General features: G+C 71.6%; 31 protein-coding genes and 1 tRNA gene. 13 read left to right on the top strand and 19 right to left on the bottom strand.

Going from position 1 to position 26,182, the window contains the following annotated elements; genetic code table 11:
• Positions 1–11: 11 nt before the first annotated feature.
• The 11 genes from DVK05_RS06645 to DVK05_RS06595 form a co-directional block, all read right to left on the bottom strand.
• Entirely contained in the window at positions 12–746 is a 735-nt protein-coding gene (locus tag DVK05_RS06645; RefSeq protein WP_121562612.1) for a CPBP family intramembrane glutamic endopeptidase, read from the bottom strand.
• 87 nt (positions 747–833) lie between these two features.
• The gene (locus DVK05_RS06640; protein WP_121562611.1) at positions 834–2,120 is read right to left on the bottom strand and encodes a glucose-6-phosphate isomerase; all 1,287 of its coding nucleotides are present in this window, start codon (positions 2,118–2,120) and stop codon (positions 834–836) included.
• Between the two features lie 120 nt (positions 2,121–2,240).
• Positions 2,241–3,344, bottom strand: coding sequence for a DoxX family protein (locus tag DVK05_RS06635; RefSeq protein ID WP_121562610.1), 1,104 nt, complete (start codon positions 3,342–3,344; stop codon positions 2,241–2,243).
• A 95-nt stretch (positions 3,345–3,439) separates the two neighbouring features.
• Positions 3,440–3,997 carry a class I SAM-dependent methyltransferase gene (locus DVK05_RS06630; RefSeq protein ID WP_121562609.1) on the bottom strand — a complete coding sequence of 186 codons (558 nt, stop codon included), beginning with the start codon at positions 3,995–3,997 and terminating at the stop codon, positions 3,440–3,442.
• A gap of 72 nt (positions 3,998–4,069) precedes the next feature.
• Positions 4,070–5,212: an aminotransferase class V-fold PLP-dependent enzyme gene (locus tag DVK05_RS06625; RefSeq protein WP_121562608.1), complete on the bottom strand. Its 1,143-nt coding sequence runs from the start codon at positions 5,210–5,212 to the stop codon at positions 4,070–4,072.
• A gap of 86 nt (positions 5,213–5,298) precedes the next feature.
• Positions 5,299–5,637, bottom strand: a complete 339-nt coding sequence (trxA, locus tag DVK05_RS06620; RefSeq protein ID WP_121562607.1) for a thioredoxin — start codon at positions 5,635–5,637, stop codon at positions 5,299–5,301.
• Between the two features lie 223 nt (positions 5,638–5,860).
• Positions 5,861–6,145, bottom strand: coding sequence for a translation initiation factor eIF-1A (locus DVK05_RS06615; RefSeq protein ID WP_006628131.1), 285 nt, complete (start codon positions 6,143–6,145; stop codon positions 5,861–5,863).
• Between the two features lie 99 nt (positions 6,146–6,244).
• The gene (locus DVK05_RS06610) at positions 6,245–6,943 is read right to left on the bottom strand and encodes an AAA family ATPase (RefSeq protein WP_121562606.1); all 699 of its coding nucleotides are present in this window, start codon (positions 6,941–6,943) and stop codon (positions 6,245–6,247) included.
• A 116-nt stretch (positions 6,944–7,059) separates the two neighbouring features.
• A complete protein-coding gene (locus tag DVK05_RS06605; RefSeq protein WP_121562605.1) occupies positions 7,060–7,356 on the bottom strand; it encodes a DUF3006 family protein in 297 nt (98 codons plus the stop codon).
• Positions 7,353–8,792 (bottom strand): lamin tail domain-containing protein, encoded by a 1,440-nt coding sequence (locus DVK05_RS06600; protein WP_233559413.1) that lies wholly within the window; start codon positions 8,790–8,792, stop codon positions 7,353–7,355. The genes DVK05_RS06605 and DVK05_RS06600 overlap by 4 nt, the downstream gene beginning before the upstream one ends.
• A 235-nt stretch (positions 8,793–9,027) precedes the next feature.
• Positions 9,028–9,102, bottom strand: a tRNA-Val gene (locus DVK05_RS06595).
• Positions 9,103–9,349: 247 nt separating this feature from the next.
• Here DVK05_RS06595 and DVK05_RS06590 point away from each other — a divergent pair.
• Positions 9,350–10,474, top strand: coding sequence for a Xaa-Pro peptidase family protein (locus tag DVK05_RS06590; protein WP_121562604.1), 1,125 nt, complete (start codon positions 9,350–9,352; stop codon positions 10,472–10,474).
• Between the two features lie 63 nt (positions 10,475–10,537).
• On the opposite strand, the gene DVK05_RS06585 is transcribed toward DVK05_RS06590, so the two are convergent.
• Positions 10,538–11,926 (bottom strand): NAD(P)/FAD-dependent oxidoreductase, encoded by a 1,389-nt coding sequence (locus DVK05_RS06585; protein ID WP_121562603.1) that lies wholly within the window; start codon positions 11,924–11,926, stop codon positions 10,538–10,540.
• A gap of 198 nt (positions 11,927–12,124) precedes the next feature.
• On the opposite strand from DVK05_RS06585, the gene DVK05_RS06580 reads away from it, so the two are divergent.
• A complete protein-coding gene (locus DVK05_RS06580; protein WP_121562602.1) occupies positions 12,125–13,480 on the top strand; it encodes a sodium-dependent transporter in 1,356 nt (451 codons plus the stop codon).
• 30 nt (positions 13,481–13,510) lie between these two features.
• On the opposite strand, the gene DVK05_RS06575 is transcribed toward DVK05_RS06580, so the two are convergent.
• From DVK05_RS06575 to DVK05_RS06560, 4 genes are all read right to left on the bottom strand, one after another.
• Positions 13,511–14,167, bottom strand: a complete 657-nt coding sequence (locus DVK05_RS06575) for an AIM24 family protein (RefSeq protein WP_121562601.1) — start codon at positions 14,165–14,167, stop codon at positions 13,511–13,513.
• A 113-nt stretch (positions 14,168–14,280) separates the two neighbouring features.
• Positions 14,281–14,946: a cytochrome c biogenesis protein CcdA gene (locus DVK05_RS06570; protein WP_121562600.1), complete on the bottom strand. Its 666-nt coding sequence runs from the start codon at positions 14,944–14,946 to the stop codon at positions 14,281–14,283.
• A 16-nt stretch (positions 14,947–14,962) separates the two neighbouring features.
• The gene (locus DVK05_RS06565; RefSeq protein ID WP_121562599.1) at positions 14,963–15,508 is read right to left on the bottom strand and encodes a TlpA disulfide reductase family protein; all 546 of its coding nucleotides are present in this window, start codon (positions 15,506–15,508) and stop codon (positions 14,963–14,965) included.
• Positions 15,505–16,200: an SCO family protein gene (locus DVK05_RS06560; protein WP_121562598.1), complete on the bottom strand. Its 696-nt coding sequence runs from the start codon at positions 16,198–16,200 to the stop codon at positions 15,505–15,507. Before DVK05_RS06560 ends, DVK05_RS06565 begins: the two co-directional genes overlap by 4 nt.
• Positions 16,201–16,408: 208 nt before the next feature.
• Here DVK05_RS06560 and DVK05_RS06555 point away from each other — a divergent pair, with 208 nt between their 5' ends.
• Both DVK05_RS06555 and radB read left to right on the top strand, forming a co-directional pair.
• Positions 16,409–16,615: a cold-shock protein gene (locus DVK05_RS06555; protein ID WP_004595330.1), complete on the top strand. Its 207-nt coding sequence runs from the start codon at positions 16,409–16,411 to the stop codon at positions 16,613–16,615.
• 197 nt (positions 16,616–16,812) lie between these two features.
• Entirely contained in the window at positions 16,813–17,520 is a 708-nt protein-coding gene (gene radB, locus DVK05_RS06550) for a DNA repair and recombination protein RadB (protein ID WP_121562597.1), read from the top strand.
• Positions 17,521–17,591: 71 nt separating this feature from the next.
• On the opposite strand, the gene DVK05_RS06545 is transcribed toward radB, so the two are convergent.
• Positions 17,592–18,731: a CBS domain-containing protein gene (locus DVK05_RS06545; RefSeq protein ID WP_121562596.1), complete on the bottom strand. Its 1,140-nt coding sequence runs from the start codon at positions 18,729–18,731 to the stop codon at positions 17,592–17,594.
• 126 nt (positions 18,732–18,857) lie between these two features.
• On the opposite strand from DVK05_RS06545, the gene DVK05_RS17275 reads away from it, so the two are divergent.
• From DVK05_RS17275 to DVK05_RS06535, 3 genes are all read left to right on the top strand, one after another.
• Positions 18,858–18,998 carry a hypothetical protein gene (locus tag DVK05_RS17275; protein ID WP_173230156.1) on the top strand — a complete coding sequence of 47 codons (141 nt, stop codon included), beginning with the start codon at positions 18,858–18,860 and terminating at the stop codon, positions 18,996–18,998.
• 56 nt (positions 18,999–19,054) lie between these two features.
• A complete protein-coding gene (locus DVK05_RS06540; protein WP_053771033.1) occupies positions 19,055–19,732 on the top strand; it encodes an HAD family hydrolase in 678 nt (225 codons plus the stop codon).
• A 70-nt stretch (positions 19,733–19,802) separates the two neighbouring features.
• Positions 19,803–20,552: a hypothetical protein gene (locus tag DVK05_RS06535; protein ID WP_121562595.1), complete on the top strand. Its 750-nt coding sequence runs from the start codon at positions 19,803–19,805 to the stop codon at positions 20,550–20,552.
• A gap of 1 nt (position 20,553) precedes the next feature.
• Here the strand turns inward: DVK05_RS06535 and DVK05_RS06530 are convergent, their stop codons facing one another.
• Positions 20,554–21,093, bottom strand: a complete 540-nt coding sequence (locus DVK05_RS06530; protein ID WP_121562594.1) for a hypothetical protein — start codon at positions 21,091–21,093, stop codon at positions 20,554–20,556.
• Positions 21,094–21,310: 217 nt separating this feature from the next.
• On the opposite strand from DVK05_RS06530, the gene DVK05_RS06525 reads away from it, so the two are divergent.
• Both DVK05_RS06525 and DVK05_RS06520 read left to right on the top strand, forming a co-directional pair.
• Positions 21,311–22,087: an aldo/keto reductase gene (locus tag DVK05_RS06525; RefSeq protein ID WP_121562593.1), complete on the top strand. Its 777-nt coding sequence runs from the start codon at positions 21,311–21,313 to the stop codon at positions 22,085–22,087.
• Positions 22,088–22,180: 93 nt separating this feature from the next.
• Entirely contained in the window at positions 22,181–23,074 is an 894-nt protein-coding gene (locus tag DVK05_RS06520; RefSeq protein ID WP_121562592.1) for a bifunctional methylenetetrahydrofolate dehydrogenase/methenyltetrahydrofolate cyclohydrolase, read from the top strand.
• A gap of 10 nt (positions 23,075–23,084) precedes the next feature.
• Here the strand turns inward: DVK05_RS06520 and DVK05_RS06515 are convergent, their stop codons facing one another.
• Entirely contained in the window at positions 23,085–24,512 is a 1,428-nt protein-coding gene (locus tag DVK05_RS06515; RefSeq protein WP_121562591.1) for a bifunctional UDP-sugar hydrolase/5'-nucleotidase, read from the bottom strand.
• A 278-nt stretch (positions 24,513–24,790) separates the two neighbouring features.
• Between DVK05_RS06515 and rpl7ae the strand changes: the two genes are divergently transcribed.
• Genes rpl7ae through ndk form a run of 4 tightly spaced genes read left to right on the top strand, consistent with a single transcriptional unit; the run spans position 24,791 to position 26,058 of the window.
• Positions 24,791–25,153 (top strand): 50S ribosomal protein L7Ae, encoded by a 363-nt coding sequence (gene rpl7ae / locus DVK05_RS06510; RefSeq protein ID WP_004595322.1) that lies wholly within the window; start codon positions 24,791–24,793, stop codon positions 25,151–25,153.
• Between the two features lie 6 nt (positions 25,154–25,159).
• Entirely contained in the window at positions 25,160–25,384 is a 225-nt protein-coding gene (locus DVK05_RS06505; RefSeq protein WP_004595321.1) for a 30S ribosomal protein S28e, read from the top strand.
• 3 nt (positions 25,385–25,387) lie between these two features.
• On the top strand, positions 25,388–25,582 hold the full coding sequence (locus tag DVK05_RS06500; RefSeq protein ID WP_004595320.1) for a 50S ribosomal protein L24e: 195 nt from the start codon (positions 25,388–25,390) through the stop codon (positions 25,580–25,582).
• Positions 25,579–26,058, top strand: coding sequence for a nucleoside-diphosphate kinase (ndk, locus tag DVK05_RS06495; protein WP_121562590.1), 480 nt, complete (start codon positions 25,579–25,581; stop codon positions 26,056–26,058). Before DVK05_RS06500 ends, ndk begins: the two co-directional genes overlap by 4 nt.
• Positions 26,059–26,182 lie beyond the last annotated feature (124 nt).

Here is a 26,182-nt window from a genome sequence, read left to right as displayed (position 1 = left end):
CGCTCCGGGCCTCAGAGCGCCTGCGCGAGCAGCACCACGTAGATCGCGGCGTTGTACACGCCGTGCGCCAGCCCGGGGACCACGACGTTGTCCGTCCACTCGTAGAGCGCGCCGAGGACGGACCCGAGCACGACGACGACGCCCACGTACGCCCACCGCTCGGCCGGGGTGCCGGAGACCGAGGGGAGGTGGATCAGGCCGAACGCGAGGCTCGCGATGAGCACCGCGGGCACGGCGTCGAACGCGCGCCGGACGCCGCCTTGGACGACGCCGCGGAACAGCAGCTCCTCGACCGGGCCGACCACCGCGAGCGACACCGCGATCATCGCGAGGTAGTAGGTGACCGGGTCGCCCGCGGGGACGACCGCCTGGTTCTGTCCGGTCGAGAGCCCGACCTGGTCGAGCGCGAACAGCGCGCCGTACTGGAACGCGAAGAGGACGGCCCCGCCGCCGACGACGATCGCCGCCTGTCGCGCGTCGGGCCGGGACGCGCGGGCGAGCTCCCACTCGCCCGTGATCGCGAGGTACCCGGCGACCGCGACCGCGAACCCGCCGAACTGGAGCACCGTCCGGAGCAGTTGGTAGCCGGTCGACCCCTCCGCGACCAGCCCGATCGAGACCGCCAGGTCCGCCGCCGGGACGGTGATCGCGCTCGCGACGAGGAGGGCGAACACGATCGCGAACAGCGCGCTCGCGACCCGGAGCACTCGCTCGGCGACCGCCGAGCCGGGTGCGTCGTCGCTCATTGGAGGCCGTACGGCGCCCCGCGGCTTAGACGCACCGGATGTCGATCGGCGGTCGCCGCGCGCCCGCCCCGGGAGCGGGCGCGAGAGTCACTCGATCCGCAACTCGCGCTTCTCGTCGACCGCCTCGGCCTCCGCGAAGTCGCCGCCGCCGAGGAGCCCGCGGGCCGCCTTCTTGCCCCACTCGACCGCGGGCTGCGTGAACGTCGAGACGCTCGCGAGCTCGCCGTACAGCACGCAGGCTGCCTCCATCCCGAACAGCAGCTCGCCGAGCGCGCGCTCGTCGACGCGGTCGACCTCGACGCGCACGTTGGGGACGCCGGCGGCCGCGAGACTCGCCTCGGTCGCCTCGAACTCCGCGTCGAGGAGGTCGCCGAGCGACGATCTGCCGAGGTACGCGAGCCCGTCGAGGTCGGTCTCCGGGATCGGCGCGTCGGCGCGCTCGGTCGGGCGCACGAGCGTCACCAGTTTGTCCGGCGGGCCGGCGCGGTACAGCTGGAGCTGGGAGTGCTGGTCCGTCGCGCCGAGCGCGCGGGCGGGCGTCTGCCCGAGCCCGTCCTTCCCTAAGCTTTCGGCCCACAGCTGGGCGAACCACTCCGCGAACGTCTCCAGCGACTCGGCGTACGGCATCACGGCGTTGGTGAGCGCGCCCCGCTCCGCGAGCGCGTACGTCGCCGCCCCGTAGGCGTAAGCGGGCGACTCGTACAGCGACCCCGCGAGCGCGTCCATCCCGTCGCGGCCCCCCGCGAGGACGGCCTCCACGTCGTGGCCCCGGAGCGCGGCGACCGCGAGCCCGACCGTCGAGAGGACGGAGAAGCGACCCGGGACGCCGTCGGGGACGGGCAGCGAGGGCAGGTCGTGGCGGTCGGCCAGCTCGCGGAGGTTCCCCGACTCCCCCGTCGTGACGAGGGTGCGCTCGGTCCAGTCGACGCCCGCGTCCGCCATCGCCTCGCGGACGACGAGGAAGTTCGCGAGCGTCTCGGCCGTCGTCCCCGACTTCGAGACCACGTTGACGACGGTGTCGTCGAGGGGGAGGTCGGCGAGCAGCGCCCGCGCGTCGTCGGGGTCGACGTTGTCGAGGACGTAGGCGTCCACGTCGCTCGCGAGGGCGTTCGACAGCGTCGCCGCGCCGAGCGCGCTCCCGCCGATGCCGACCGTCAGCACCGCCTCGGGCCGGTCGAACCCGTCGACCGCGGCGTAGATCGCGTCCGGGTCCGCGGTCTCGGGGAGGGTCAGGGCGGCGTACCCGAACTCGTCGTCCGCCATCCCGGCCGCGATCCGCTCGTGCGCGGCCGCGACGCGGTCGTCGAGCCTGTCCAACGTCTCCGTCGTGAGCCCCGGGGTCGTCTCCAGGGCGTTGCCGAGGTCCACTCGCATACGTGTCTCACCGCGCGAGAGGGACTTAATAACCGCCGGCGGACGGCCGTCGCCCCGCCGCCCGTCGGCGCGACGCGCGAGCGACGGGAGTCGGTCGGCCCCCGGTCGATCGGCGGCCGATCAGTCGGCGGCCGCGATCGGTTCCTCCTCCTCGCCGAGCGCGGGCCGACCGACCCAGCGGTCGAACGCCAGCGGGCCGGAGCCGAGCGTGAACACCGCCGAGGCCATACCGAACAGCGCCACGTGCGCGAGGACCGGGTCGTCGGGGAGCCCGAACAGCGTCGTCGTGAACAGGACGAACGAGAGGGCGGCCGCGCCGCGGGTGAAGAAGCCCGCGATCAGCGCGAGGCCGACGGCGACCTCGGTCACGCCGGCGCCGACGACCCACAGCCCCGCGTCGACGGGCACGACCGACGTGAGGTCGTACTTCTCGACGACCTGAAGCGCGCTCGCGGGGTCGGCCAGCTTCTGGATCAGCCCGAGGTAGACGAACGAGACGCCCATCCCGACCCGGAGCACCGTCGGCACGTAGCGCCGCAGCGGCCCGGTCCTCTCGTCGAGGAACGACTTCAGGTGGTGGACGGGGTCGACCCGACCGTAGTAGGACCCGGGCGTGCTCGCGACCTCGAGGAGCATGTCGTCGGCGCTCGGTCGCCCGCCGCCGAGGATCCCCAGCGCGACGAACACCGGGACGTACTCCACCGCGAGGACGACGAGGGGGTCGACCGCGACGAGCACCCACGCGTACGTCAGCAGGCCGACCGCGGCGGCGATCCGGGTCGCGAGCCCGAAGAGGAGGGCGAAGCCGAGCCCGATGAACAGGAGCCGGAGGAGCGGGCTCGCCGCGGGGTCGAACGACAGCGTCGGCGCGAACAGGTACCCCTGGAAGCCGGCGCCGACGAGGGGGAGCCCGACGGCGAGCCGCAGCATCCACGGGACGAGGTCGCCGTACCCGGCGAGCTTCTCCCGGAGGACGACGACGTCGACGATGGTCGGACGCACCCAGAGGTACGCGGCCAGCCCGGCGACCGCGACGAGCCCGGACCCGGCGAAGAGGGCCGCGTTGAACGGGTCCGAGAGCACCTCGGCGACGAACGCCGCCGCGTCAAGCGGGTCGCCCGAGTCCTCGGTGACGTAGTCGACGTGGGCGGCGACCGGCCGCGCGGCGAGCGTCGCGAGCAGTGCGACCGCGACCGCGGCGACTGATCGGTGGCGAACGGACATGTTCTCGTTACGGGCCGAACGCACCTAACGCTATTTCTTCACGAACGTTCGTCCCCGGGGCTGAGACGGTCGGTTCACCCCCGCGGCGGCGAGCGCTACGGCGCCCGCGCGATGACCGCGAACGTCTCGGTCCGCGTCGCCGCCGAGACGACATCGAAGCCCGCGGCCTCCAGCGCGGCGACCGCGTCGGCGGCGGCGAACCGCTCGTCGACGGGCGGCCCCTGCTCGCCGTCGCCGTCGGCCGACCAGTCGAACGTCGCGACGACGCCGCCCGGGCGCACGACGCGCGCGACCTCGGCGACCGCCGCGTCGCTCGCGAACTCGTGGTACGTCATCGTCGAGACCGCGCCGTCGAGTTCCCCGTCGGCGAACGGGAGGTCCTCCACGTCGCTCGCGACGAGTTCGACGTTCGCCGGCGTCCCCTTCTCGCGGTACCGGTCGTGCATCTCGGGCTGGACGTCGACGCCGTAGACGGTCTCGACGTGCGGCGCCACGTCGTCCGTGTAGAAGCCGGTGCCGCTGCCGAGGTCGGCGACGACCGCGGCGTCGGCCTCGACCAGCGGCCCGACCAGCTCCTCCGCGGACACCCAGCGGTACCGGCCGGGGCGCTCCAGCCGGTCCGCCTGCTCGGCGTCGAACGTGTGGAATCCCATACGCGGTCTTGTCCGTCGAGTGCTAAAACGCGTCCGGTCGCGCGGTGCGGGACCGCCGGCTTCCGCCGCGGCTCACCACTCCGGTTCCAGCGCGTCGAGGAGCCGGTCGACCTCCGTCTCCGTCGAGACCGCGTGGACCGACGCCCGGATCCCGTTCGGGTGCGGGAGCGAGCGGACGACGACGTCCTCCTCGGCGAGCCGCTCGACGGTCGCCTCGGGATCGTCGACGTCGATCGTGACGAGCCCCGACTCGTACGCTCGCGGGCTACGGAGCCGGTCGTCGGGGACGCCCTCCTTCAGGCGGTCGGTGAGCGACTCGATCCGCGACTCGATCGCGTCGAGCCCGACCGCGTCGATCGCGTCGAGCGCCTCGGCGAGGCCGACGTGGGCCGCCGCCGTGGTCGTCCCGATCTCGAACCGCCCCGCCGCCGGCTTGAACTCGATCTCGTCGCCGGTCGGGTCCGCGACGCTCCGGTAGCCGACGGCGCGGGGCGCGAGGTCGGCCGCGGCGTCGCGGTCGACGTAGAGGAACCCGGCGCCCCACGGGCCGAGCGTCCACTTGTGGCCCGCTGCCGCGACCGCGTCGGCGCCCCACTCGTGAACGTCCATCGCCACCTGTCCGGGCGACTGGACCGCGTCGACGAGCGTGAACGCGCCGGCGTCGTTCGCGACCTCGACGAGGTCGGCGACCGGAAGGCGGGTGCCGTGCGTCCACGTGATCGCGCTGAAGCAGACGAGGCGGGCGTCCGCGACGGCCGCGGCGTACTCGTCGCGGTCGAGGCGACCGTCCTCCGTCTCCAGGACGCGAACCTCGACGCCCTCGCGTTCGAGGCGCCGCCACGGGAGGACGCCGGCGGGGTGTTCGAGGTCGGTCCGGACGACCACGTCGCCCGGCTCCCAGTCGATCGCGCCGGCGACGCGGTTGATCCCGTCGGTCGTGCTCTCGGTGAGCGCGATCTCCTCGGGGTCGGCGCCGACGAACGCGGCGATCCGCTCGCGCACCCGGTCGTACGTCTCGAAGGCGCGCTCGTAGGGGTCGGTCGTCGCGGAGCCGTACTCGTGGTCCTCGACGAACGAGGCCGCCGCCTCGACGACGTACTCGGGGCTCGGGCCGTGCGCGCCGAAGTTGAAGTACGCCGCGTCGCCGAGGGCCGGGACGTCCGCGCGGAGTTCTCTGGGGGTCATACCGTCGTCGTCGAGTCGAATCGTTCTCATGGTGTCGGTTTCGGCGACCCGGGCCGCGGTTGATCGACCGCCGACCGCGCCCCGGCTGCTTCGGCGTGCTGCGCGTCCAGGACGGCTCAGGCGGCGTGCTGCTCGATCGCGTCGGTCAGGGCCTGCTCGGACTGCGCGCCGACCATCCGGTCGACGAGTTCGCCGTCCGCGAACACGAGCAGCGTCGGGATGCCCTGGACCCCGTACTCGCCGGCCAGCGCCTGGTGGACGTCGACGTCGACCTTCAGCACCGCCGCATCGGTGTCCGCCGCGACCGCCTCGACGGCCGGCTCCATCATCTGACACGGGCCGCACCAGTCGGCGTAGAAGTCGACGAGGACGACGCCGTCGGCGACGTGGTCGTCGAACGCGTCGGCGTCGGTCAGTTGGATCGGTTCCGCGGGGGCCGCTTCTGTCGAACTCATACCCCCGTCTACGCGCCTCGACGTGATAATGGTTTTGGATAGAAACCACAATACTACGTAACGCGGCTGGCGCGGTCGGTCCGATCGGGCCGCGGTGCGAGCCGGCCCGGCCGCTATCGGGGTCGGAAACGGCGCTGCCCGGGCGAGCGCCCGCACGCAGCGCGTCGGAGTACTGAGAGAGACTGAGAGGTGCCGGTCGGCGGCGACGCGGCGCGCGCTTCGCTTACTGGATGTGGCCTTCGCGGCGCAGCTGGTCGGCGTCCTCGTCCTCGTACCGCCACTCGACGTTCGCCTTCTCGTCCTGCCAGTCCCACGGCTCGGCGAGGACAACGTCGCCCTCGCTGATCCACGTGCGGTACTTCATGCGGCCGGGGATCCGGCCGAGGCGCTCCACGCCGTCGGCGCAGCGCAGCTGAACGTGGTTGCCGCCGAGGTGTTCCGTCACCACGGCGAACACTTCGTCGTCGTTGGGCATGCGGAGGTTCTTCCGCCCGGATTCTTCGCTCATACCACCCGTAGTGCGCTCGCCCGTATAAGTGATGGGAGACGCGTGTGTACTCCCGTCATGCGGTCTGTTCACACGACCGCCGCGTCGCGGACGGGGCCCTCACTCCGCGTCGGTGACCGCGGCCGGGCGGTCGTCGCCGGCGGCGGCCTCCTCGTTCGGCGCGTCCTCGCCGGGCGCGCTGCCGCCGAACGTGGCGTCGACCTGCGCGAACGTCTCCGCCTGCGTCCCGGAGTTGTCGACGACGACGTGGTCGGTCGCGATCTCGTCGAACAGCTCCTTGAAGCGGAGGTGGATGTCGAAGTCCGCGTCGCTGATCCCGTCGCGCCGCTCGATCCGGCGCTCGACGACGGCCTCGTCGCAGGCGACCTCGACGAGGTCGAACTCGGCGGCGGCCGCGGCGGCGGTCTCGCGGGCGTCCGCGCGGAACCGCGCGTCCGCGAACGTCGCGTCGAGGACGACGGCGTCGCCGGCGTCGACGTCGTCGCGGGCGCGAGAGAGGAGTTCGGCGTAGACGGTCGCGGTCTCCGCGTCGGTGTACTCGGGGTCGTCGAACAGCTCCTTGCGGATCACGTCGGTGCGGCGGATCCGGCCGTCGACGTGCTTGGCGACCCGCTCGGCGACGGTCGTCTTGCCGACGCCGGGCAGGCCGCAGACGACGACCAGCCGCCCGGACGAGAGTCCGTCCTCGGCGGCCGGAGCGGCCGCGGTCGACGCCTCCGGGGCGAGGGAATCGGACGCGTCACGCTTTGAAGTCGGCGATTCGGCCCGGCCCGGTCGTCGGCCGCCTCCGTCGCTCATCTACCCGTACCCTCCGGGGTGACGCTAAAGAAACTTCGCATCGTCCGCCCCCGCGAGCCCCCGCCGCGCTCAACGCTCGGTCCGTCCGGCGCGGCGCGCTCCGACCGCTCGAGCGGTCAGGCGTCGTCGTCGGACGGCGGCCGCTCCGAGAGCCGGTCGAACCGGTCCTGCGCCGCCTCCGAGCGCGCCTCCGTCCGCTCGGGATCGTAGGCGGCGGACTCGATGCGTCCGCCGTTGAGAGTCACCGAGAGGACGGCGTCGGCGCGTCGCCCGTCCGGCGGGAGCCGCGCGGCGTCCACCACCGCGTCTCCCACCTCCTCGCCGTCCCGCTCGAAGAACACGGTCGCGAGCCCGTCCTCGACGGCGTCGACGACCGCGGTGTACTCGCCGTCCGGGAGGTCGACGTCGCTCACTCGTAGCTCACCTCCAGCACGCGGTCCCCCTCGGCGTCCGAGAGTATCACGGTGTCGCCGGCGTTGTTCCAGACCGGCGACCCGGCGCCCCAGTACAGGTCCGTCTCGGTGTCCGCGCCGCTCCCGGTCCGCAGCGTGACCGTCGCCCCGGCGTCGAGCGCGAACCCCTCAGGGAACTCGTAGCTGTGGCCCGCCTCGTCCGCGACGTTCCACCCGGACAGGTCGATCGGTTCCTCGCCGGTGTTCTCGAAGACCACGTACTCGTCGTTGAGGTTCTCCCCGTCGGCGCCCTCGGCGTCTGCGTTGACCGCGGCGACCGCCAGTGCGTCCGCGCCGCTCGCCGTCTCCTCGTCCCCGCCGCCGCCGTCGGCCCCGGTATCGCCCCCGGTCTCGCCGTCGGTCCCGCCCGCGACTGGGTCGCCCCCGAGCCGAGCGCGCTCGACGACCTCGCCCCCCGCGCCGGGTTCGATCGGCTCGGCGTCGCGGAGCGCGAGCGGATCGGTGGGGGCGTCGCGTTGCGTCCGCACGGAGACGCCGCTCCCGTCGCTCACGAGGACGACGTTCCCGTGCGTCGCAGTCCAGTACGTCGGGATCGACCGGTCCGCGAACCGGCGGAGCACCTCCTCGGTCGGGTGCCCGTACTGCGAGTCGTACGCGCTCGACACGACGACCGCCCGCGGGGCCACCGCGTCGACGAACGGGCCGCTCGACGAGCTCGACGAGCCGTGGTGGCCGGCCTTCAGCACGGTCGACCGCAGCTCCGCGCCGTAGGTGTCGACCAGGTACTCCTCTTGATCGTCCTCGGCGTCGCCGGAGAGCAGGAAGCTCGTCTCGCCGTGCGTGAGCTTCAGCACGATGCTGTTCTCGTTGCGCGCTTCGCCTTCGAGGTACGGCTCGGGCGGCCCGAGCACGTCGACGTCGACAGCGCCGAACGAGATCGCGTCGCCCTCGCGGGTCTCGTACAGCGTCACGTCGTGTTCCTCGACGGCGTCGAGGTACTCCGCGTACGTCTGCGTGCTCGCGGCGATCCCGGGGTCGTAGACGGCCCCGATCCCGTCGGCCTCCGTCTCGTAGTACTCGATGACCGCCGCGTTGCCGCCGATGTGGTCCGCGTCGTTGTGCGAGGTGACGAGGTGGTCGATCCGCGTGACGTCGTGTCGCCGGAGGTACTCCAGCACGTACTCCCCGTCGTCGTTGTAGTGGCCCGTGTCGACGAGCATCGTCTCGCCCTCCGGCCCGAAGATTAGCGTACTGACCGACTGCCCGACATTGATGTAGTGGACCTCGACGGTTCCGTTCGCCGTCCCGGCCGGGATCTCGTCGCCCGTGTCCGGCCCCGTCGGCGACTGATCGCCGGGCGCCGCGCCGGCACAGCCCGCGAGGACGACGATCCCCACGACCAGGAGGACCTTGAGCGCACCCCCTGTTCGTTTCATATTTCCTTACTGCGCTACACAGGGAAAGAGGTACGTGTCCGGTACCACTCCCGACCGGCCGGTCGGTGGAGTCGGCGGTGCCGCCTTTCCGACAATCTACTCTGTCAGCGGTCGGTTGTGGGTCGGTCGGCGGTCACCCAGGGGGTGCCCGTTGCCATCGGAGAGCACAGCGATCCGAGTTCCTTCGACGGCACACACGTCTCTCGCCGTCGTGCGGTTTTCAGGTATAAGAAAGTGGGTTGGGGCAGATTTGAACTGCCGGCCTCCTCCATGTCAAGGAGGTGTCATAACCGGACTAGACTACCAACCCGCAGGGGCTTACTGACGCATCTCTTCGTTTCCGAGGGACGTAATTGAACCTTTCGTTTCCGCCCGCCCGCCGACTCGGTTTCGAGCGCTCGATCGGGAGACGGCGCGGCGACGATCCCGGCTCGTCCGGGCTCAGCCGGAGTCGTCTCGGGGCCTCCGGGGTCGAGCCCCACCGACCCCGCGCGGCGGTCTCTCGGCCGTCGGCGCGGTTCCGACCGGTTTTACCCGTTCGGTGAGAGTCCGTGGGTATGGTCGACCTTGCCGCCCGCACGGAGAGGCTCGACGCGTACCTCGACGAGCGCGGGCTCGAAGCGGTCTGGTTCGCGCGCCCGAACGGGTTCGCGTGGCTCACCGGCGGCGACAACGTCGTCGACGACGACGCGACGACGGGCGTCGCGGCCGCCGGCTACGACGGCGAGCTCCGCGTGATCACCGACAACATCGAGGCGGAGCGACTCGCCGCGGAGGAGCTCCCGGAGGCGTTCGCGGTCGAGTCGTTCCCGTGGCACGCCGACTCGCTCCCGGAGGCGGTCGCCGAGCGCTCGCCCGCGCCCGCGGCCGCCGACTTCGACGTGCCGGGCTTCGAGGCCGTCGACGGGAGCCGGCTCAGACAGCCCCTGACCGACGACGACGTCGAGCGGTACCGCGAGCTCGGCCGCGAGGTCGCGGCCGCCGTCGAGACGGTCTGTCGGAACCTCGAACCCGAGGACCCCGAGTACGAGGTCGCGGCCGGCATCGACATCTCGCTCGCCTCACGCGACGTGGACACGCCCGTCGTCCTCGTCGGCGGCGCGGAGCGGGCGCAGTCGTTCCGACACTACACGCCGACCGACGCGGCGCTCGGCGACTACGCGCTCGTCTCCGTCACCGCCGAGCGCGCCGGGCTGTACGCCTCGATGACGCGCACCGTCGCCTTCGACGCCCCGGACTGGTTCGAGGAGCGCCACCGCGCCGCGGCGCGCGTCGAGGCGACGGCGGTCCGCGCCACCGAGGCCGCGGCGGCCGGAGCCCTCTCCGGGGACGACGACGCCCCCGACACCGCCGGCGACGTCTTCGGCGCCATCCGGGACGCGTACGACGCGGTCGGCTTCGGCGACGAGTGGGAGAACCACCACCAGGGCGGCGCGGCCGGCTTCGCGGGCCGGGAGTGGTTCGCGACGCCCGGCGGCGACGAGCCGGTCCGGTGGCCGATGGGCTACGCGTGGAACCCGACGGTTCAGGGGACGAAAAGCGAGGAGACGCACCTCGTCGCGCCGGACCTGACCGAGCGGCTCACGAAGACCGGTCGGTGGCCGACCCACGAGGTCGAGCCGGTCGACGTCGCGGGAGTCGACGGCGAGCCCGTCGAACTGGCGGCGCCGGTCATCCGATAACGGCGCCGCCGGCGCGGCGCCGGCCCTGGGTAGCCCGCTCCGGACCGGGGCGCGCGCCGCGGATCAGTAGACGTACTCGCTCTCGTCGATGCCGACGTAGTCGCCCTTCACCCGGCGCTTGTTCCACTTGTAGCCGAGCAGCAGCTTCAGCGACTCCCAGCCGGACCGGTACGGCTGCGAGAGGAGGTTCCCGCCCGCCTCGGCGGCGAGCATCGCGTCGGCCGCCCCGATGACGCGGTTCCAGTCGTCCGGGCCGTAGTCGGCGACCATGTCGGCCATGGTCACGTTGCGGACGACCTCGTCGCCGATCGCCTCCTTCCAGCGGCGGTTGTAGGCGGCCAGGTCGCCCTCGGCGGCGAGTTCGCCAGCGATGGCGCCGGTGCGGACCGCCACGTGGTCGCCGCCCTCGTGGAACGCCGAGGTCGTCCCCATCGCGCCGCCCGCGACCGCGATGCCGGCGTCCACGGGCGAGTCGATCGGCCGCGTCGACGAGATCGGGTACGTCTCCGTCCCGTTCCGCTTGCCGGCCTCCTCGACCAGCGGGAAGTCCTCCTCGACGTCGTACTCGTCGCCGTACTGCCACTCCAGGAGGCGGCGGATGTACTCGCCGCCCTGCGGTATCGACTCGTCGTCCTCGCGGAGGAGGGCGTACTCCGAGGCGTCCACCTCGTCGATGTCGAGGCCGATCGGCATCGTCAGCCCGATCCGACAGACCCGGTCCGCGTTCGGGAAGATCCACGGGTACGCGGTCTCTCCGGGCATCACGCCCCACCAGAAGACGATGGCGTCGTTCACCTCCTCGAACACCGCCTCGGGGACGCGCCGGTACTCCTGGTAGGCGATGTGGTTCGCCGTGCGGGAGGCCAACCGCTCGGAGGCCTGCGCGTCCGCCGGCAGGTACTCGTCGAGGACGCGGTTCGTCACCGTCCGCTGCGGGCCGTCAGCGAGGACGACGAAGTCGGCGCCGACGCTCCCGCCGTCCGCGAGGTCGAGCACGTGGCGCGGGCCGTCGTCGCCGGGCGCGACCGCGAGGTCGGTGTCGACGCCGCGGACCGAGGTGCCGACGCGGTACTCGGCGCCCGCGTCCTCGGCGCGGTTGCGGAGCCAGTCGTCGAATCGCGCGCGCTGGAAGGTGTAGCCGAACTTGTCGTACGAGGAGTCGATGCCGGTCGAGGTCAGCGTCGCCGCCTCGTCGGGTCCGCGGAACTCCGCGCGGTTCAGCTCGCGCTGAACGACCCCGTCGTCGAACTCGTCGGGGTGGATCCCCATGATGTCCACCCAGTAGTCCAAGATGCCGGCCGCGTCGGTGGAGTCCGGGCCGAGGCGGTCGCGGTCGGCCCGTGGGACCCCCTTCTCGATGACCAGGGCGTCCGCGCCGCCGGTCGCGGCCGCGTGCGCCGCGGACGACCCGGCCGGCCCACCGCCCACGATCGCGACGTCTACGCGTTCCATACCCCGAGAGGTTGCCGTCCGGCTATTAAATTCACGGTCCCCGACGCGGCGCGGATCGGGTCGCCCTCCCGGCGCGACCGCGGGTCGCCGTCCCCCTCCGCCGCCGCCGGTGACCGATTGATCATGTTCGATGATCGGTGGTAAGAGCGCCGGAGAGACACGTTTTTAGGGGGGAGCGAGGATTCATCCGGCACACAAATGGCACGCGAGACGTGGGCGACGCGAGCGGGCTTCATCCTCGCCGCGGTCGGCAGCGCGGTCGGGTTGGGGAACGTCTGGCGGTTCCCGTTCATCACCGGCCAGTACGGCGGATCGTCGTTTCTGATCACCTACCTGGCGTTCGTCGCGCTGATCGGGTTCCCGGCGATCCTCGTGGAGTTCGTCATCGGGCGCCGGACCGACCGGAACCCGGTCGGCGCGCTGCGGGAACTCGGCAGCGGCGTCTGGGGGTCCGCCGGGTGGCTGTTCGTCGTCACCGGGTTCATCATCCTCTCGTACTACAGCGTCGTCGCGGGGTGGTTCCTGCGCTACACGCTCATCGGGATCACCGAGGGGTACACGCTGACCGACCCGGCCGAGGCCGAGGCGCTGTACCAGACGGTCTCGACGGGACTCGACACGCTCGTCTTCCACGCCCTGTTCATGCTCCTCGTCGTCGGCATCATCGCCGCCGGCGTCAGGCGCGGGATCGAACTGAGCGTGAAGGTGATGATCCCCGCCATCCTCGTGCTCCTCGTGGGCCTGGCCGCGTACGGGTTCACGCTCGACGGCGCGAGCGCGGCGTACGCCTACTACCTCTCGCCGGACTTCGGCACGATCGCGGCGAACTGGACGGAGATCCTCCCCGCCGCGGCCGGACAGGCGTTCTTCACGCTCTCGCTCGGGATGGGCGTGATGATCACCTACGCCTCCTACCTCGGCGAGGACCGGAACCTCGCGGCCGACGCCGGGATCATCGCGACGCTCGACACGCTCGTCGCCGTCCTCGTCGGCTTCGTCGTCTTCCCCGTCCTCTTCACGGTCGGGATCGAACCGGGCTCCGGCGGTCCCGGCGCGATCTTCGTCAGTCTCACGGCCGCGTTTGCCGGGATCCCCGGCGGCCGGATCCTCGGGATCGTCTTCTTCGGCATGGTCGGGATCGCCGCGCTCTCGTCGGCGATCAGCATCCTCGAAGTGCTCGTCTCCTACCTGATCGACGAGGTCGGCGTCGCCCGCCTCCCGGCGTCAGCCGCGCTGGGCGCCGCGGTGTTCCTGCTCGGCGTGCCGGTGACGATCGACTCGATCTTCCTCGGCCTGTACGACGGGCTCGCGTACGGCATCCTGCTCGTCCTCGGATCGCTGCTGCTCGCGCTGTTCGTCGGCTGGGTCGTGCCCGGCGTCGGCCGCGAGGAGCTTAGGAAGGGGATGGGCGACGCCGCCGGCTTCGACGGCGCGTGGATCTGGGTCGTTCGACTCCCCCTCGTCGTCGTCATCTTCGTCTCGTTAGTCCTCGGCGTCACCGACTACGTCGACTTCCTCACCGGCGGCTTCGCCGACTGGCTGGCCGCGCGGTAACCGCGGTCGCGGGGGCGTCGCCTCCCAGCCTCAGACGTGTTCCTCGCGCGGCTGGACCACGACGAAGCCGTCGGCGCCGTCGAAGCGCATCTGGTAGCGCTCGCCCGACTCCTGGCCGATCATGTCCGAGAGGCTCCGGTTGACCTCCACGTCCGGCGACGTGCCGCCCCACGCGACGGTCGCGCTCGGGTCGGTCGCCACCGGCGGCTCCAAGACGATCGGGTCGCCGTGCGTCGTGATCGCGACGTAGCCCGGCCCCTCGAGGTAGACGTTGCTGAAGCCGCCGGCGAGCGCGCCGGCGAGGCTGTCGATGGTGTTGATCTCGTAGGAGAGCGACTCCTCGAACGCGAGCACGTCCTCGCCGTTGACCGTGATCGACTCGCCGGCGCCGAGCTCGATCACCTGGACCTTCTTGCCGTCGTCCGCGAAGTAGACGTGTCCGTCGCCCTCGACGGCCATGATCGGCGTCCCCTCGCCGGTCGCGGCCTCCTTGAGGAAGCCGGTGATCCCGCCCTCGGCCGAGGCCTTCCCGGTGAACGACACGTCGCCCGTGTACGCCACCATCGAGCCGGCCTTCGCCATGACGGTGCCGGAAACCTCGACGTCGAGGGTGTAGCTGTTCTCGCGCTGGAAGGGTTCCGCGCTGTCGGTCGGTGCGTTCGCGGCGGTGAACTCGTCTAGGTTCATGATGCGGGGACCGAACCGTTCGGTTCGGCTGTACGGAGATTCCCCGCTATCGGTTAAGAAGGTATGGGGCGGCGTGCGGGCGCCTCACAGGGGGCGCCCGCGACGCGCCGGATTCAGTACACGACCAGCGCGAGGTAGAGCTGTCCGACCCCCGCGACGACCATCACGGCGCCGGCGATCCGCTTCAGCAGGCCGGCGTGGGCCATCACCCGGTTCGCGTTGCTGACGAGGCCGACGCCCGTCGCGACCGTGGTCGCGGCCATCAGGACGGCGACGGTCCCGGCGTAGACGCCGACGACGAGGGTCGCCGCCTCGGCCGGGAGCGCGACCGCGCGGGCGACGACGCCGAGGAACACCGGCGCCACGCAGCCCGCGCCGGCCAGCGCGTACCCCGCGCCGAAGACGCCGAAGCCGAACACGCTCGCGCGCCGCTCCGGCAGGGGCACCGACACCGACGGCGCGCGCCCGCTGACCACGAGCAGGCCGAAGGCGATCAGCAGCGCCCCGACGAGCGTCTCGAAGACGGTGATGTTCGACAGCGTCGAGTAGCCGATCCGGACGGTCGCGCCGGCGAGCAGCGCGAACGTCGCCAACACGCCGACCGCGGCCGCGACCCCGCGGGCGCCCGCGCCGACCACCGACGCGGAGTCGGCCTCGACGGAGTTCACGTAGAAGCCGACGTACCCCGGGAGGAGCGGGTACGCGCACGGCGAGAAGAACGTCGCCACGCCCGCGGTCACGGCGAACGGGACGTTCGTCGCGAGCGAGACGTCGGTCATCGGTCGCGCCGTCGGGTCATCGGTCGAGCGCCCGCTCGATGCCCGCGACGAACTCGTCTGCGGTGTGCGTCCCGGAGGTCGCCCAGCGGACGCGCCCCGAGGCGTCGACGGCGCGCGCGCTCGGGTAGCTCCCGACGTTGAGCCGCGCCGCGAGTTCGGCCGCGACGTCGGCCGCGACGAGCCAGTCGCCGTCGTGCTCGCGCCACCAGTCGACCACCGTCTCCTCGCTGACCGCCTCGCCGACCGGCTCCGTCGTCACGGAGACGAACAGCACGTCGTCGCCGATCCGGTCGTGCGCCGCGACGAGGGCCGGCATCTGCTCGGCGCAGGGCGGACACCACGTCCCGAAGAAGTCGACGAACGTCGGCCGGTCGGGCGCGGGGATCGTCACCTCGCCGTCGCGGCTTCCCGGCGCGTCGATGGCGTCGATCGTCACCGGCTCGACCGGCTCGGGGGCCTCCTCGCCCCCGAGCGGGTCCGGGACCCCGCCGGTCGCGACGGCGCCCGCTCCGCCGAGGACGCCGACGCTCGCGAGCCCCGCCAGCAGGTGCCGCCGCCTCACGCCGTGACCACCCGTCTGAAGTCGTCGACGATCCGTTCCACGTCGGTGGCCGGCCCGCGCGGGTACGCGCGCTCGACGATGCCGCGCTTGTTGACGAGCAGGATGAGCCCGTAGTGCGGGAACGCGTACTCCAGGTTCTCGTACCCCTCGGCGTCCGTCTTCTGGATCTTGAGCCCGAAGTTCTCGTCCATCAACTCGACGCCCGCCTCGTAGCTCTCGGGCCGCAGGAAGTGCCAGTTGCCGGCGTCGAGGTCGACCCCTCGCCGGTTCGCGTACTCGCGGAGCACCTCGGCGGTGTCGCGCTCGGGGTCGAACGTGAGCGGGAGGAACGCGGCCTCGTCGCCGAACCCCTCCTCGGCGGCGACCTCCTGTGCGCGCCGCAGCCGGAGGATGAGCGCCGGACAGACGCCGTCGGGGCAGCTCGTGTAGAAGGAGGTCCACAGGAACGCGCGCTCCCCCTCGAACTGCGCCGTCGATATCTCCTCGCCGGTGATCGGGTCCGGCACGGTGAACTCGGGCATCTCGTCGCCCTGGATCGGATGAACCGGATCGCCGCGGCTCTGCTCCGGCGGACCGAGGACCGTCCCCTCGGGACCGGAGTCGCCGAGGACGCCGGCGCAGCCGGCCGTCGCGGTGGTCCCGGCGACGGCGCCGGTCGCGGCGAGCGTGCGGAGGAAGTGGCGGCGGTCCATGTCGTTGTCCGACCTACGTGGTCGCTCGTAAATGAACCCCGCGGCTGGTGGCGCGCGATGAACACGACCGCAGCCGCCCGATGAGCCGGTTCAGCGGCCGTGAGCGGCCGTTCTCCGGAGACTGCGCGCTTGGACGAACGTCCGGAACCCCCGTGGTACCGTGACCCTCGCAAGGGTTATCCCCGAACCGGCTGTACGTTTATTCGCAATGGCAAACGGTAAGGTTGATTTCTTCAACGACACTGGCGGCTACGGTTTCATCTCGACTGACGACGGCGACCTCGACGACGACGAAGACGTGTTCTTCCACATGGAAGACGTCGGCGGCCCGGACCTCGAGGAGGGGCAGGAAGTGGAGTTCGACATCGAGTCGTCCCCCAAGGGACCCCGCGCGACGAACCTCGTCCGCAACTAACCCTTCACACCGCGGACGACGCGTCCGCACGAACCACCGGATTTCGGCCGTCGCTCGACGCGATCGGCGCCGTCTCCGTTTCTCTCACACTTATTACACCTCGACGAGCGGCGGCTGACCGCGGACGCGCGACCGTCGGCCCCCGCGGAGCGACGCGATCGACCGTTTAAATACGAGCCCGGGCCAAGTCGGGTCCAGTGAGCGATCCGATCCCGACCGGCTGCCGGCCGGTCGACGAGCTGTTGGGCGGCGGCTTCGAGCGCGGCGTCGTCACGCAGGTGTACGGCCCGCCGGCCGCGGGGAAGACGAACCTCGCGCTCGCCGCGGCGGTCGAGGTCGCGGCCGGCGGCGACCGCGCCCTCTACATCGACACCGAGGGGCTCTCCATCGACCGGTTCGAGCAGATGGCCGCCGGCCGGCTCGACCGGGGCGACGGCGACGACGACCTCGAAGCGCTCGCCTCGCGGCTGGTCATCTCGGAGGCGTACGACTTCGACGACCAGCGCGAGGCGGTCCGCGACGCCGAGGAGCTCGCCGAGGAGATCGAGCTGATCGTCTTAGACTCCGCGACGGGCTTCTACCGGCTGGAGCGCGCCGGCGACACCCAGGGCGGCGAGTCGCTCCGGAAGGTCGCGAAGCAGGTGACCCATCTCCTCTCTCTCGCCCGGCGTCACGACGTCGCCGTGGTGATAACGAACCAGGTGTTCACCGACCCGGAGGGGGACCGGGACCGCGCGCTCGGCGGCAACACCCTCAACCACTGGACCGGCGCGATCCTCCGCGTCGACCGGTTCCGCGGCGGGAACCGCCGCGTGACCCTCGAAAAGCACCGGTCGAAGCCCGCGGGCGACACCGCGACCTTCCGGATCGTCGGCGACGGGCTCGCGGAGGGGGGCGACGGGTAGCCGACGCGGCAAGCGGCCGCGGAAGGCGGAGAAGAAGAGGGCGGTCGTCGACCGGACGGCGACCTACCGGCTCACAGCTCGCCGAGCTTCCGGAGGAGCTGGCCGCGGTACTCCTCGTCGGCGTTGACGCCCTTGATTTCGAGGACGTTCCGCTCTAGCTTGTCGAGCGCGACGTGGAAGGCGTGCTCGGCGCCGTACCCCTCGCCGGAGCCGCCGACCTGCCCCTCGTTGGTGCGGAGGCGGATCTGACACTGGATCAGGGGCGTGCCGCGGAGCTTCTCCTTGTGCGCGTGGAGCCGGACGTGCGCGTGGATGACCTGCATCTCCGCGTACTTGTCCGCGACCTGCTCGATGGACTCGACGATGTGTTCGCGGGAGGTCCCCTCCAGCAGGTCGACGTTCGTGATCTGGACGTCCATCGAGTCCTGCTCGGTGAACGTGAGCGCGCGCAGCACGTCGGTCTTCGTCACCATCCCGGCGACGGTGTCGGCGCCCTCGGGGGTGACGACCAGCCCGGAGACGTCGTTGTCGAACATGCGCTGGACGACCGTCTGCGCGGTCTCGTCGTTCGCCGCCGTGACGACGGGGCTCGACATGATGTCGTAGACGGGGATGTCGAGCATCCGGTCGATGTCGCCGGCGCGGTCGCCGCTGCCCTGCCGCTCCTGGTCGCGGACGACGAACTCCACGATGTCGTTCGTGGTGACGACGCCGACGAGGTCGCCCTCGTCGTCGAGGACCGGGAGCCGGGAGACGCCGTTCTCCCGGAGGCGGTTGATCGCGCGGCCGACGCTCTCCGTCTCGCCGATGCCGATCACGTCCTCGGTGGCGATCTGGGCGACGGTGATCGCGTCGAGGCTGTCGATGACGGCCTCGAGGATCTGGTCGACGGTGACGATCCCGTAGAGCTTCTCCCCCTCGTAGACGGGCGCGATCTTCACGTCGCCCTCGACGAGGAGCCGAGCGGTCTCGCGCACGTCCTCGTGTCGGTCGACGGAGGGCGCGGGCTTCATCACCGCCGACACCTTCGTGTCGTCCTCCATGCGCGACCGCATCAGCTGTTTCTCGCCGACGACGCCGGCGTACTCGCCGTCCTCGACGACGACGATCCCCTTGGGGTTCTCTCGCTCGAAGATAGAACGGACCTTGGCGAGCCGCTCGTCGACGTCGACCTCCACGTATTCCGCGACCGCGATATCAGAGATGTTCATAGTCCACTCTGAGAGTTCGACGGGCCGGGTATTGAAAGTGCGGGAGTCGTCGCGCCCGCCGACACGTCTCGCCCGGTCGCCGGAATCCGCCTGAAGGTATTTGGGCGTCGCCGACGAAGCCGCTTCGTGAAGCTCTCGACCGCCCTGATCGCCGTCGGCGTCGCGCTGATCGTGATCCCGCTGCCGGTTCCGATCCCCTTCGTCGGCGTGATCGCCGGCGCGCTCGCGGTGCTTGCCGGGCTCTTCCTCCGCCTCTTCGGCGTGTGAGGCGCCGTCCCCCGGCGTGTGAAAGCTTTTTGCCCGTTACCCCCGCACAGGAAGGCGTGTACGACGCCGTCGTCCTCGACAACGACGGGGTGTTGGTCGGGCGGACGCCGTTCGACACGCTCCGCGAGGCCGCGTGGGACGCGTTCGTGAGCCTCGGCGTCGAGGATCCGGACCTCTCGCACGTCGACGACGTGGCCGTCGGCGTCGACCCCGCGACCCTGACCGACATCTGCGAGCGGTACGGGGTCGACCCGACGGAGTTCTGGCGGGTCCGGGACGAGACCGCCGCCGCGGCGCAGATCGACGCGGCCCGGAAGGGACAGAAGACGCCGTACGACGACGTGGACGCGCTCCGCGCGCTCGACGCCTCGCTCGGCGTCGTCTCCTCGAACCAGCAGGAGACCGTCGACGCCCTCCTCGACCACTTCGGGCTGGCGGGCCACTTCGAGGTCGCGTACGGGCGCGAGCCCTCGGTGGCCAGCCTCTCGCGCAAGAAGCCCTCCCCGTACTACCTCGAACGCGCCCTCGAAGATATGGGCGCCGAGACGGCGCTGTTCGTCGGTGACAACGAGTCCGACGTGCGCGCGGCCGACAACGCGGGGATCGACTCCGCGTTCCTCCGGCGCCCGCACCGCCGGTCGACGGAGCTCGCCTGCCACCCGACCTACGAGATAGACGACCTCCACGACCTCGTCAGCATCTGCGGCCGCGCGCCGACCGACGGTCCGGCCTGACCGCCGTTCCCCGGGGGTCCGACCGGGATCCGACCGCAATCCTGAACTGCGCGCCCGACGAGTCGGAGCCGTGTCCGCGCCCTCCGCCCGCGTCGGGTCGCGCCGGCGCACCGACCGAGACGCACTCCACGAATCGACCGCCCGCTACCGCCGCGCCGAACGCGCGGTCAGTTGGACGCTCGCGCTGCTCGCCGCCGGCGCCGTCCTCGCGGCCGTCGCCGCGCTCTCGTTCTGGCCCGGCGTGGCGGTCGGCGGCCTCCTCTTGCTCGCGCTCCGCGCGCCCGCGTTCCGGCGGCGCGGCACCGCGCGGCTCCGGACGGACGCCCCGCCGGCGACCGTCGTGCGCGAGTTCGCGTCCGCGAGGCCGCCGATCCTCGCGTTCCAGTGGGCCGTCGCCGACGAGGTGCGCGGTGTCGACGACGGCCCGGCCGACTCCGCCGACGGGGGCGCGTCCGGAACGGCAGCGACGTACGAATTCTCGTACCTCCTGGGGCTCAAGACGGTCGAACTCGACCTCTCCGTCGACGTGAGCGACGGGGACGCGCGAGACGAGGAGGTCGACGGGGACGAGCCCGAGCGCCGGCCGGTCGCGACGGTCGAAATCGAGGGGAGCGCAGGCGGGAAGCCGTGGGCGTCGTACGCGGTCGCGGTCCGCGAGGCGGCCGACGGCGGGAGTGTGGTCGACATCGAACTGCGGCCGACGCGGCGGTTCGACCTCCGCCGCCTCCCGCAGGGACGGGTCGCGGAGCGGTACTACGCCGACGTGCTCGCCGCGCAGGGGTACGAGGTCGTCGAGCGGTCGGTGTCGATGACGCGGTGACTCACGCGACCAGTTCGGCCTTCGGCGCGTCGACGACGGTCCGGGAGACGCCCTCCGCGTCGTCTGCGCCGCGGACCTCGATCCCGCGCAGTCGGAAGGCGAGCGCCGCGTCGTTCCGGGCCGCGGGCGACCGGGGACGAAGGACGGTCTCGGCCTCGTCGCCGTCGTCGTCGCGGACGACGACCACGTCGCCGTCCCTGAACGCGACGTACTGGACATCGCGGGTCGACACCTCGACGCGGGCGTTCTGGAGCGCGGTGACGCCGGTCCCGGCGAGCGCCGTCGCGAGCGCGAACCCGGCCACCTCGGTCCCCCCGCCGGACCCGGCGAACAGCTCGATCAGGGTCCCGAGGAGGGCGATCCCGCTCGCGACGACCGACCAGCTCACCTCGCGTCCGACTGGGGGCGCTCGGCCGCTCGCGAGGCGCCTGACGGTCGTCTCGGCCACGCGAGCGAGCCGCTTCCGAACGCGGATCTCGTCGGGCGCGACCTCGACCCGTCCCGCGGTCGTCGCGAACGACCACGTCCCGGTCCGGGTCACGCGGCGCGGGGATCGATCGACATTTGTTCGACGGGCAGCGCGGACGGAGCGGACGGAGCGGGTCCGGCGCGGGGACTACGCGGAGGGCGGACTGACATCGACGGCCGGGGCTACGACCGCCGCTCACCTAAGTGATCCCGTGGCCCTCGGCGCCGCGTCGGACCGCGGTCGGCGACGTGACGGGAGGCTTTTGTCCGCGTCGCCCGGACCCCGGCGCATGGACCTCCCGCCGGTCGGCCTCGGAACGATGGGGATCGACGACCCGGACGCGGTCGCGACCGCGCTCTCGGTCGGCTACCGCCACCTCGACACCGCTCGGATCTACGACAACGAGGCGGTCGTCGGCGACGGGCTCGCCGCGGGGCTGACCGCCGCCGACCTCGACCGCGACGACGTGACAGTCGCGACGAAGCTGTGGATCGACGACCTCGGGGGCGAGGCCGTCGCGCCCGCGGCCCGCGAGAGCGCGGAGCGGCTGGGGGTCGACGCGATCGACCTGCTGTACGTCCACCGCCCGCGCGGCGACTACGACCCGGAGGCGACGCTGCCGGCGCTCGACCGACTGGTCGAGGAGGGCCTCGTGCGGAACGTCGGCGTCTCGAACTTCGAGGTCGCGGACCTCGACCGCGCGGTCGAGGTTCTCGGTCGCCCGCCCGCCGCCCACCAGACCGAGCTCCACCCTCTCTTCCACCGTCCGGAACTGCTCGGCCACGCCCGCGAGCACGGCTATCCCGTCGTCGCCTACTCCCCGCTCGCCGGCGGGCGGGTGCGCGAGGTCGACGCCGTCGTCGAGGTCGCCGAGGCGCACGGGACGACGCCCGAGGCGGTCGCGATCGCGTGGGCCGCCGCCAAGGAGCCGGTGGTGACGATCCCGAAGGCGTCGAGCGAGGCCCACCTCCGGGCGAACCTCGCCGCGGCCGACCTCGAACTGGCCGACGCGGAGGTCGCCGCGATCGACGCCGTCGAGCGCGAGGAAGAGCTGTTCCCCGAGTAGCCGATCCGCGTTCTTGTACATAATATTCGATATTAGCGAGCCGATAACCACGATCCCGTATGATTTTTATCCCGCCGCCGTCGATGTTCTCCCGTGACAGAGATCATCGACGGGGAGGCGGTCGCGGCCGACGTGCGCGGCGCGGTCGCCGACGAGGTGACGCGGCTCTCCGACGCCGGCGTCGCGCCGGGGCTCGCCACGGTGCTGATGAGCGACGACCCGGCCAGCGAGACGTACGTCTCGATGAAACAGCGCGACTGCGAGGAGGTCGGCATCGAGAGCTTCCACGTCGAGATCGACGCCGACGCCCCCGCGAGCGAGCTGTACGAGACGATCGACGACCTCAACGACCGCGACGACGTCCACGGAATTCTGGTCCAACTGCCGCTGCCGGACCACGTGGACAAGCGGACGGTCCTCCGGCGGATCGACCCGGAGAAGGACGTGGACGGCTTCCACCCGGAGAACGTCGGCCGCCTCGTCGCGGGCGACGCGCGGTTCAAGCCGTGTACCCCCCACGGCGTCCAGAAGCTGCTCGACGCCTACGACGTGGAGACGGAGGGCGCCGACGCCGTCGTCGTCGGCCGCTCCGACATCGTCGGCAAGCCGATGGCGAACCTCCTGATCCAGAAGTCGCCGACCGGCAACGCGACGACGACGGTCTGCCACTCCCGGACCGAGGACCTCGAGGCGAAGCTGGCGGGCGCGGACCTCGTCGTCGCCGCCGCCGGCCTCCCGGAGTTCGTGGACGGCTCGATGCTCAAGGAGGGCGCGACCGTGATCGACGTGGGGATAAACCGGGTCGACGCGGACACGGAGAAGGGGTACGAGCTCGTCGGCGACGTTGACTACGAGTCGGCCAGCGAGGTGGCGGGGGCGATCACCCCGGTCCCCGGCGGCGTGGGGCCGATGACGCGCGCGATGCTCCTCTATAACACGGTGAAGGCGGCCGGGCTCCAGCGCGATGTCGACGTGAAATTACCGTAGCGCTCGCCGCTCAGTCGTCGTCGGCCGCGGCGGCGCGGTTCCGGATCTCGATCCGGCCCTCGATCTCGGGGTCGATCCCCCGCTCGCGGGCGTAGTCGGCCAGCACCTCGTACTGGATGTCCGCCTCGTCGATCCGGTGGCGCTGGGCGAGCGTCGGGTACTCGTGTTCCGAGTGGAGCAGGTACTCGGAGACGGCGACCGTGTAGCGGGCGTCGGGGTCGATCGGCTCACCGCCGACGGTGGCCTCCAAGATCAGCTCGGCGTCGTCGTCCCAGACGACCCGGGCGTTCGAGACGTGGCCGTGCCACCAGTCGTCCTCGCCGAAGTCCACGTCGGGCGCGGCCATCTCGCGGAACACGTCGTGGAGCTCCGCGCCCGTGACCGACGCGAGCGCGACCGGCTCCTCGAACGGGATCAGACTGATCAGGTCAGCCTTCGTCACGTCGCCGGCGAACGGGTCGCCCTGCCGGAGGCCGCCGGCGTTCGACAGCCCCACGTCGGCGTCGTGGACCCAGCGGAACGCGTCCGCGACGAAGTTGCCGACGCGGCACTCCCCGCCGTGGACCACGTCGCCGGTCCGCGCTATCGGCTCCGCGACCGTGTCGACGACCTCGTCGAGGTCGGCCGCGGCCATCCGCTCCGCGAGCGCGGCCTCGAGGCCGGGCGCGGGCTCGGCCCCGTCCGGCTCGTGGAGCGTCGCGGTCGGGGGCTCTGCGTCGAGGGTTATCTCCGCGACCGCCTCGCCGTTGACGCCGGGGCGGACGAGCAGGGTGTCCGCGACGACCTCGTTCCGGCGGCTGTGGACGTGGCCGCCGAGCACCGCGTCGACGTCGAGTTCGCGGGCGAGATCGTCGTCGCCGGCGCCGAGGTGCGAGAGGACGACGACGTGATCGAGCGGGCCCGCGTCGCCGCCGGCCCCCTCCTCCCCGCGCTCGGCGACCGCGGTCCGCATCTCCGCGAGCGCGTCGCGCGCCGCGGCGACGGGGTCATCGAACGAGAGGTCGGCGGCCATCGGGTTCAGCGAGTCCGTCGCGGGGTCGGTGACGCCGACGAACCCGACCGTCTCGCCGTCGACCTCCCGGGTCGCCCACGGGACGACGCCCTCGGCGCGCCCGAACGGTTCCCCCGACTCGTCGCGGACGTTAGCGGAGACGAACGTCGCCGGCGAGTCGGCGACGAGCCCGCGGAGCGCGTCGGGGCCGTAGTCGAACTCGTGGTTGCCGAACGTGTCGAAGGCGGTGTCGGTCGCCTCGTAGAAGTCGAGGACCTGCCTGCCGGTCGCGACCAGCGAGAGGACGCCCGGCGCGGTCGTGTCGCCCGTCCCGACGACCGCGGCGTCAGGGCCCGAGAGCGCGCGGATCCGGCCGGCGAGGCGGGCCGCCCGCTCCGGGGCGTCGAAGACGTTCTCGATGTCGGAGTAGTGAACGAGGCGGACCATTCGATGTGAAACGAGAGGGGCGAGCGGGGTTTAAAAATCGCGGAGTCGGTCGGCGCCCGCGCGGTCGGGGCGCGGCCGGATCGCGCGGCGTCCGTTCCGCCGCCCGCGGTTTCGCCCCGTGATCCCCGCTCGCACACGCGCAGGACATTGAAAGCGCTTTTATGGATGTCCGGACTACGACGGGGCACAGCCTCTGTGGGGTCGATGATGTGCCGTTCCGTTAGGGACCGACCACGGGACGGACACGCGAGCCTACACGGAGGATAGGTGAACAACACATGCCCGTTTACGTAGACTACGACACCCCGGCGGACCTCGCGGAGCGATCCCTCGAAGCGCTCGAGGTCGCCCGAGACACCGGCACCGTGAAGAAAGGAACCAACGAGACCACCAAGGCCGTCGAGCGCGGCAACGCCGACCTGGTCATCGTCGCGGAGGACGTCTCCCCCGAGGAGATCGTGATGCACCTCCCCGAGCTCGCCGAGGAGAAGGGGATCCCCGTCGCCTTCGTCGACACCCAGGACGAGGTCGGACAGGCCGCCGGCCTCGAGGTCGGCTCGGCCGCCGCCGCCGTCGTCGACGCCGGCGACGCCGCCGACGACGTCGAGGACATCGGCGAGAAGGTCGCGGAGCTCCGATAACCTCCCATGAGCGCAGAAGAGGGCACCGGCGACTCGACGACCGCGGAGGTCATCGAGGTCGTCGGCAAGACCGGGATGCACGGCGAGGCCATGCAGGTCAAGTGCCGCATCCAGGAGGGATCGAACCAGGGCCGGATCATCACCCGGAACGTCCTGGGTCCCGTCCGTCTGGGCGACGTGCTCCAGCTTCGGGAGACCCAGCGCGACGCCGACTCCATCGGAGGCCGATAACCAATGGTCGAGACACGCACCTGCGATTACAGCGGTGAGGAGATCGAGCCCGGCACGGGCACGATGTTCGTCAAGAAGGACGGCACCGTCCTCCACTTCGTCGACTCGAAGGCGGAGAAGAACTACTTCCTCGGCCGCGAGGCGCGCGACGTCGAGTGGACCGAGGAGGGCCACCGAGCCGGAGGCGACGAGCAGTGAGCCACCACGACGAGCGCACCTTCGTGATGGTGAAGCCCGACGGCGTCCAGCGCGGCCTCATCGGCGAGATCGTCTCTCGCTTCGAGGAGCGCGGGCTCAAGCTCGTCGGCGGCAAGTTCGTCCAGCTCGACGAGGAGCTCGCGAAGGAGCACTACGGCGAGCACGCCGACAAGCCGTTCTTCGACGGCCTCGTCGAGTTCATCACCTCCGGCCCCGTCTTCGCGATGGTGTGGGAGGGCGCGGACGCGACCCGACAGGTCCGTGCGATGGTCGGCGAGACCGACCCGACCGAGTCCGCCCCGGGCACGATCCGCGGCGACTTCGGCCTAGACCTCGGCCACAACGTGATCCACGCGTCGGACCACGAGGACGAAGGCGCCAACGAGCGCGAGATCGACCTGTTCTTCGACGACGACGAGCTCGTCGACTACGACCTCGACACCTCGGCGTGGGTGTACGAGGAAGAGGACCACTGACGCCGCTCGCGGATTTCGCTTTTCGCCGCCGCCCCACCTCCGGAGAGTCATCGCTTGGTCGACACACCGCGTTTCCGGTGAAGTTCCTCGAAAAGCTCCGCTCAGTCGTCCGGTTTCTCTCAGC

It is taken from the genome of Halorubrum sp. Atlit-8R (assembly GCF_003666025.1).
In the GTDB taxonomy this organism is placed as follows: domain Archaea; phylum Halobacteriota; class Halobacteria; order Halobacteriales; family Haloferacaceae; genus Halorubrum; species Halorubrum salinarum.
This window is presented reverse-complemented; position numbering and strand designations above follow the sequence as displayed.

Excerpts from the sequence above, each read along its gene's own strand:
- DVK05_RS06615 (WP_006628131.1), bottom strand. The coding sequence starts at position 6,145 with ATGAGCGAAGAATCCGGGCGGAAGAACCTCCGCATGCCCAACGACGAC.
- DVK05_RS06625 (WP_121562608.1), bottom strand. The coding sequence starts at position 5,212 with ATGAGAACGATTCGACTCGACGACGACGGTATGACCCCCAGAGAACTC.
- DVK05_RS06570 (WP_121562600.1), bottom strand. The coding sequence starts at position 14,946 with ATGACCGACGTCTCGCTCGCGACGAACGTCCCGTTCGCCGTGACCGCG.
- DVK05_RS06585 (WP_121562603.1), bottom strand. The coding sequence starts at position 11,926 with ATGGAACGCGTAGACGTCGCGATCGTGGGCGGTGGGCCGGCCGGGTCG.
- DVK05_RS06575 (WP_121562601.1), bottom strand. The coding sequence starts at position 14,167 with ATGAACCTAGACGAGTTCACCGCCGCGAACGCACCGACCGACAGCGCG.
- DVK05_RS06500 (WP_004595320.1), top strand. The coding sequence starts at position 25,388 with ATGGTCGAGACACGCACCTGCGATTACAGCGGTGAGGAGATCGAGCCC.
- DVK05_RS06610 (WP_121562606.1), bottom strand. The coding sequence starts at position 6,943 with ATGAGCGACGGAGGCGGCCGACGACCGGGCCGGGCCGAATCGCCGACT.
- DVK05_RS06630 (WP_121562609.1), bottom strand. The coding sequence starts at position 3,997 with ATGGGATTCCACACGTTCGACGCCGAGCAGGCGGACCGGCTGGAGCGC.
- DVK05_RS06600 (WP_233559413.1), bottom strand. The coding sequence starts at position 8,792 with ATGAAACGAACAGGGGGTGCGCTCAAGGTCCTCCTGGTCGTGGGGATC.
- DVK05_RS06505 (WP_004595321.1), top strand. The coding sequence starts at position 25,160 with ATGAGCGCAGAAGAGGGCACCGGCGACTCGACGACCGCGGAGGTCATC.
- DVK05_RS06590 (WP_121562604.1), top strand. The coding sequence starts at position 9,350 with ATGGTCGACCTTGCCGCCCGCACGGAGAGGCTCGACGCGTACCTCGAC.
- DVK05_RS06645 (WP_121562612.1), bottom strand. The coding sequence starts at position 746 with ATGAGCGACGACGCACCCGGCTCGGCGGTCGCCGAGCGAGTGCTCCGG.
- DVK05_RS06580 (WP_121562602.1), top strand. The coding sequence starts at position 12,125 with ATGGCACGCGAGACGTGGGCGACGCGAGCGGGCTTCATCCTCGCCGCG.
- DVK05_RS06640 (WP_121562611.1), bottom strand. The coding sequence starts at position 2,120 with ATGCGAGTGGACCTCGGCAACGCCCTGGAGACGACCCCGGGGCTCACG.
- DVK05_RS06555 (WP_004595330.1), top strand. The coding sequence starts at position 16,409 with ATGGCAAACGGTAAGGTTGATTTCTTCAACGACACTGGCGGCTACGGT.
- DVK05_RS06525 (WP_121562593.1), top strand. The coding sequence starts at position 21,311 with ATGGACCTCCCGCCGGTCGGCCTCGGAACGATGGGGATCGACGACCCG.
- DVK05_RS06560 (WP_121562598.1), bottom strand. The coding sequence starts at position 16,200 with ATGGACCGCCGCCACTTCCTCCGCACGCTCGCCGCGACCGGCGCCGTC.
- DVK05_RS06515 (WP_121562591.1), bottom strand. The coding sequence starts at position 24,512 with ATGGTCCGCCTCGTTCACTACTCCGACATCGAGAACGTCTTCGACGCC.
- DVK05_RS06545 (WP_121562596.1), bottom strand. The coding sequence starts at position 18,731 with ATGAACATCTCTGATATCGCGGTCGCGGAATACGTGGAGGTCGACGTC.
- trxA (WP_121562607.1), bottom strand. The coding sequence starts at position 5,637 with ATGAGTTCGACAGAAGCGGCCCCCGCGGAACCGATCCAACTGACCGAC.
- DVK05_RS06635 (WP_121562610.1), bottom strand. The coding sequence starts at position 3,344 with ATGTCCGTTCGCCACCGATCAGTCGCCGCGGTCGCGGTCGCACTGCTC.
- rpl7ae (WP_004595322.1), top strand. The coding sequence starts at position 24,791 with ATGCCCGTTTACGTAGACTACGACACCCCGGCGGACCTCGCGGAGCGA.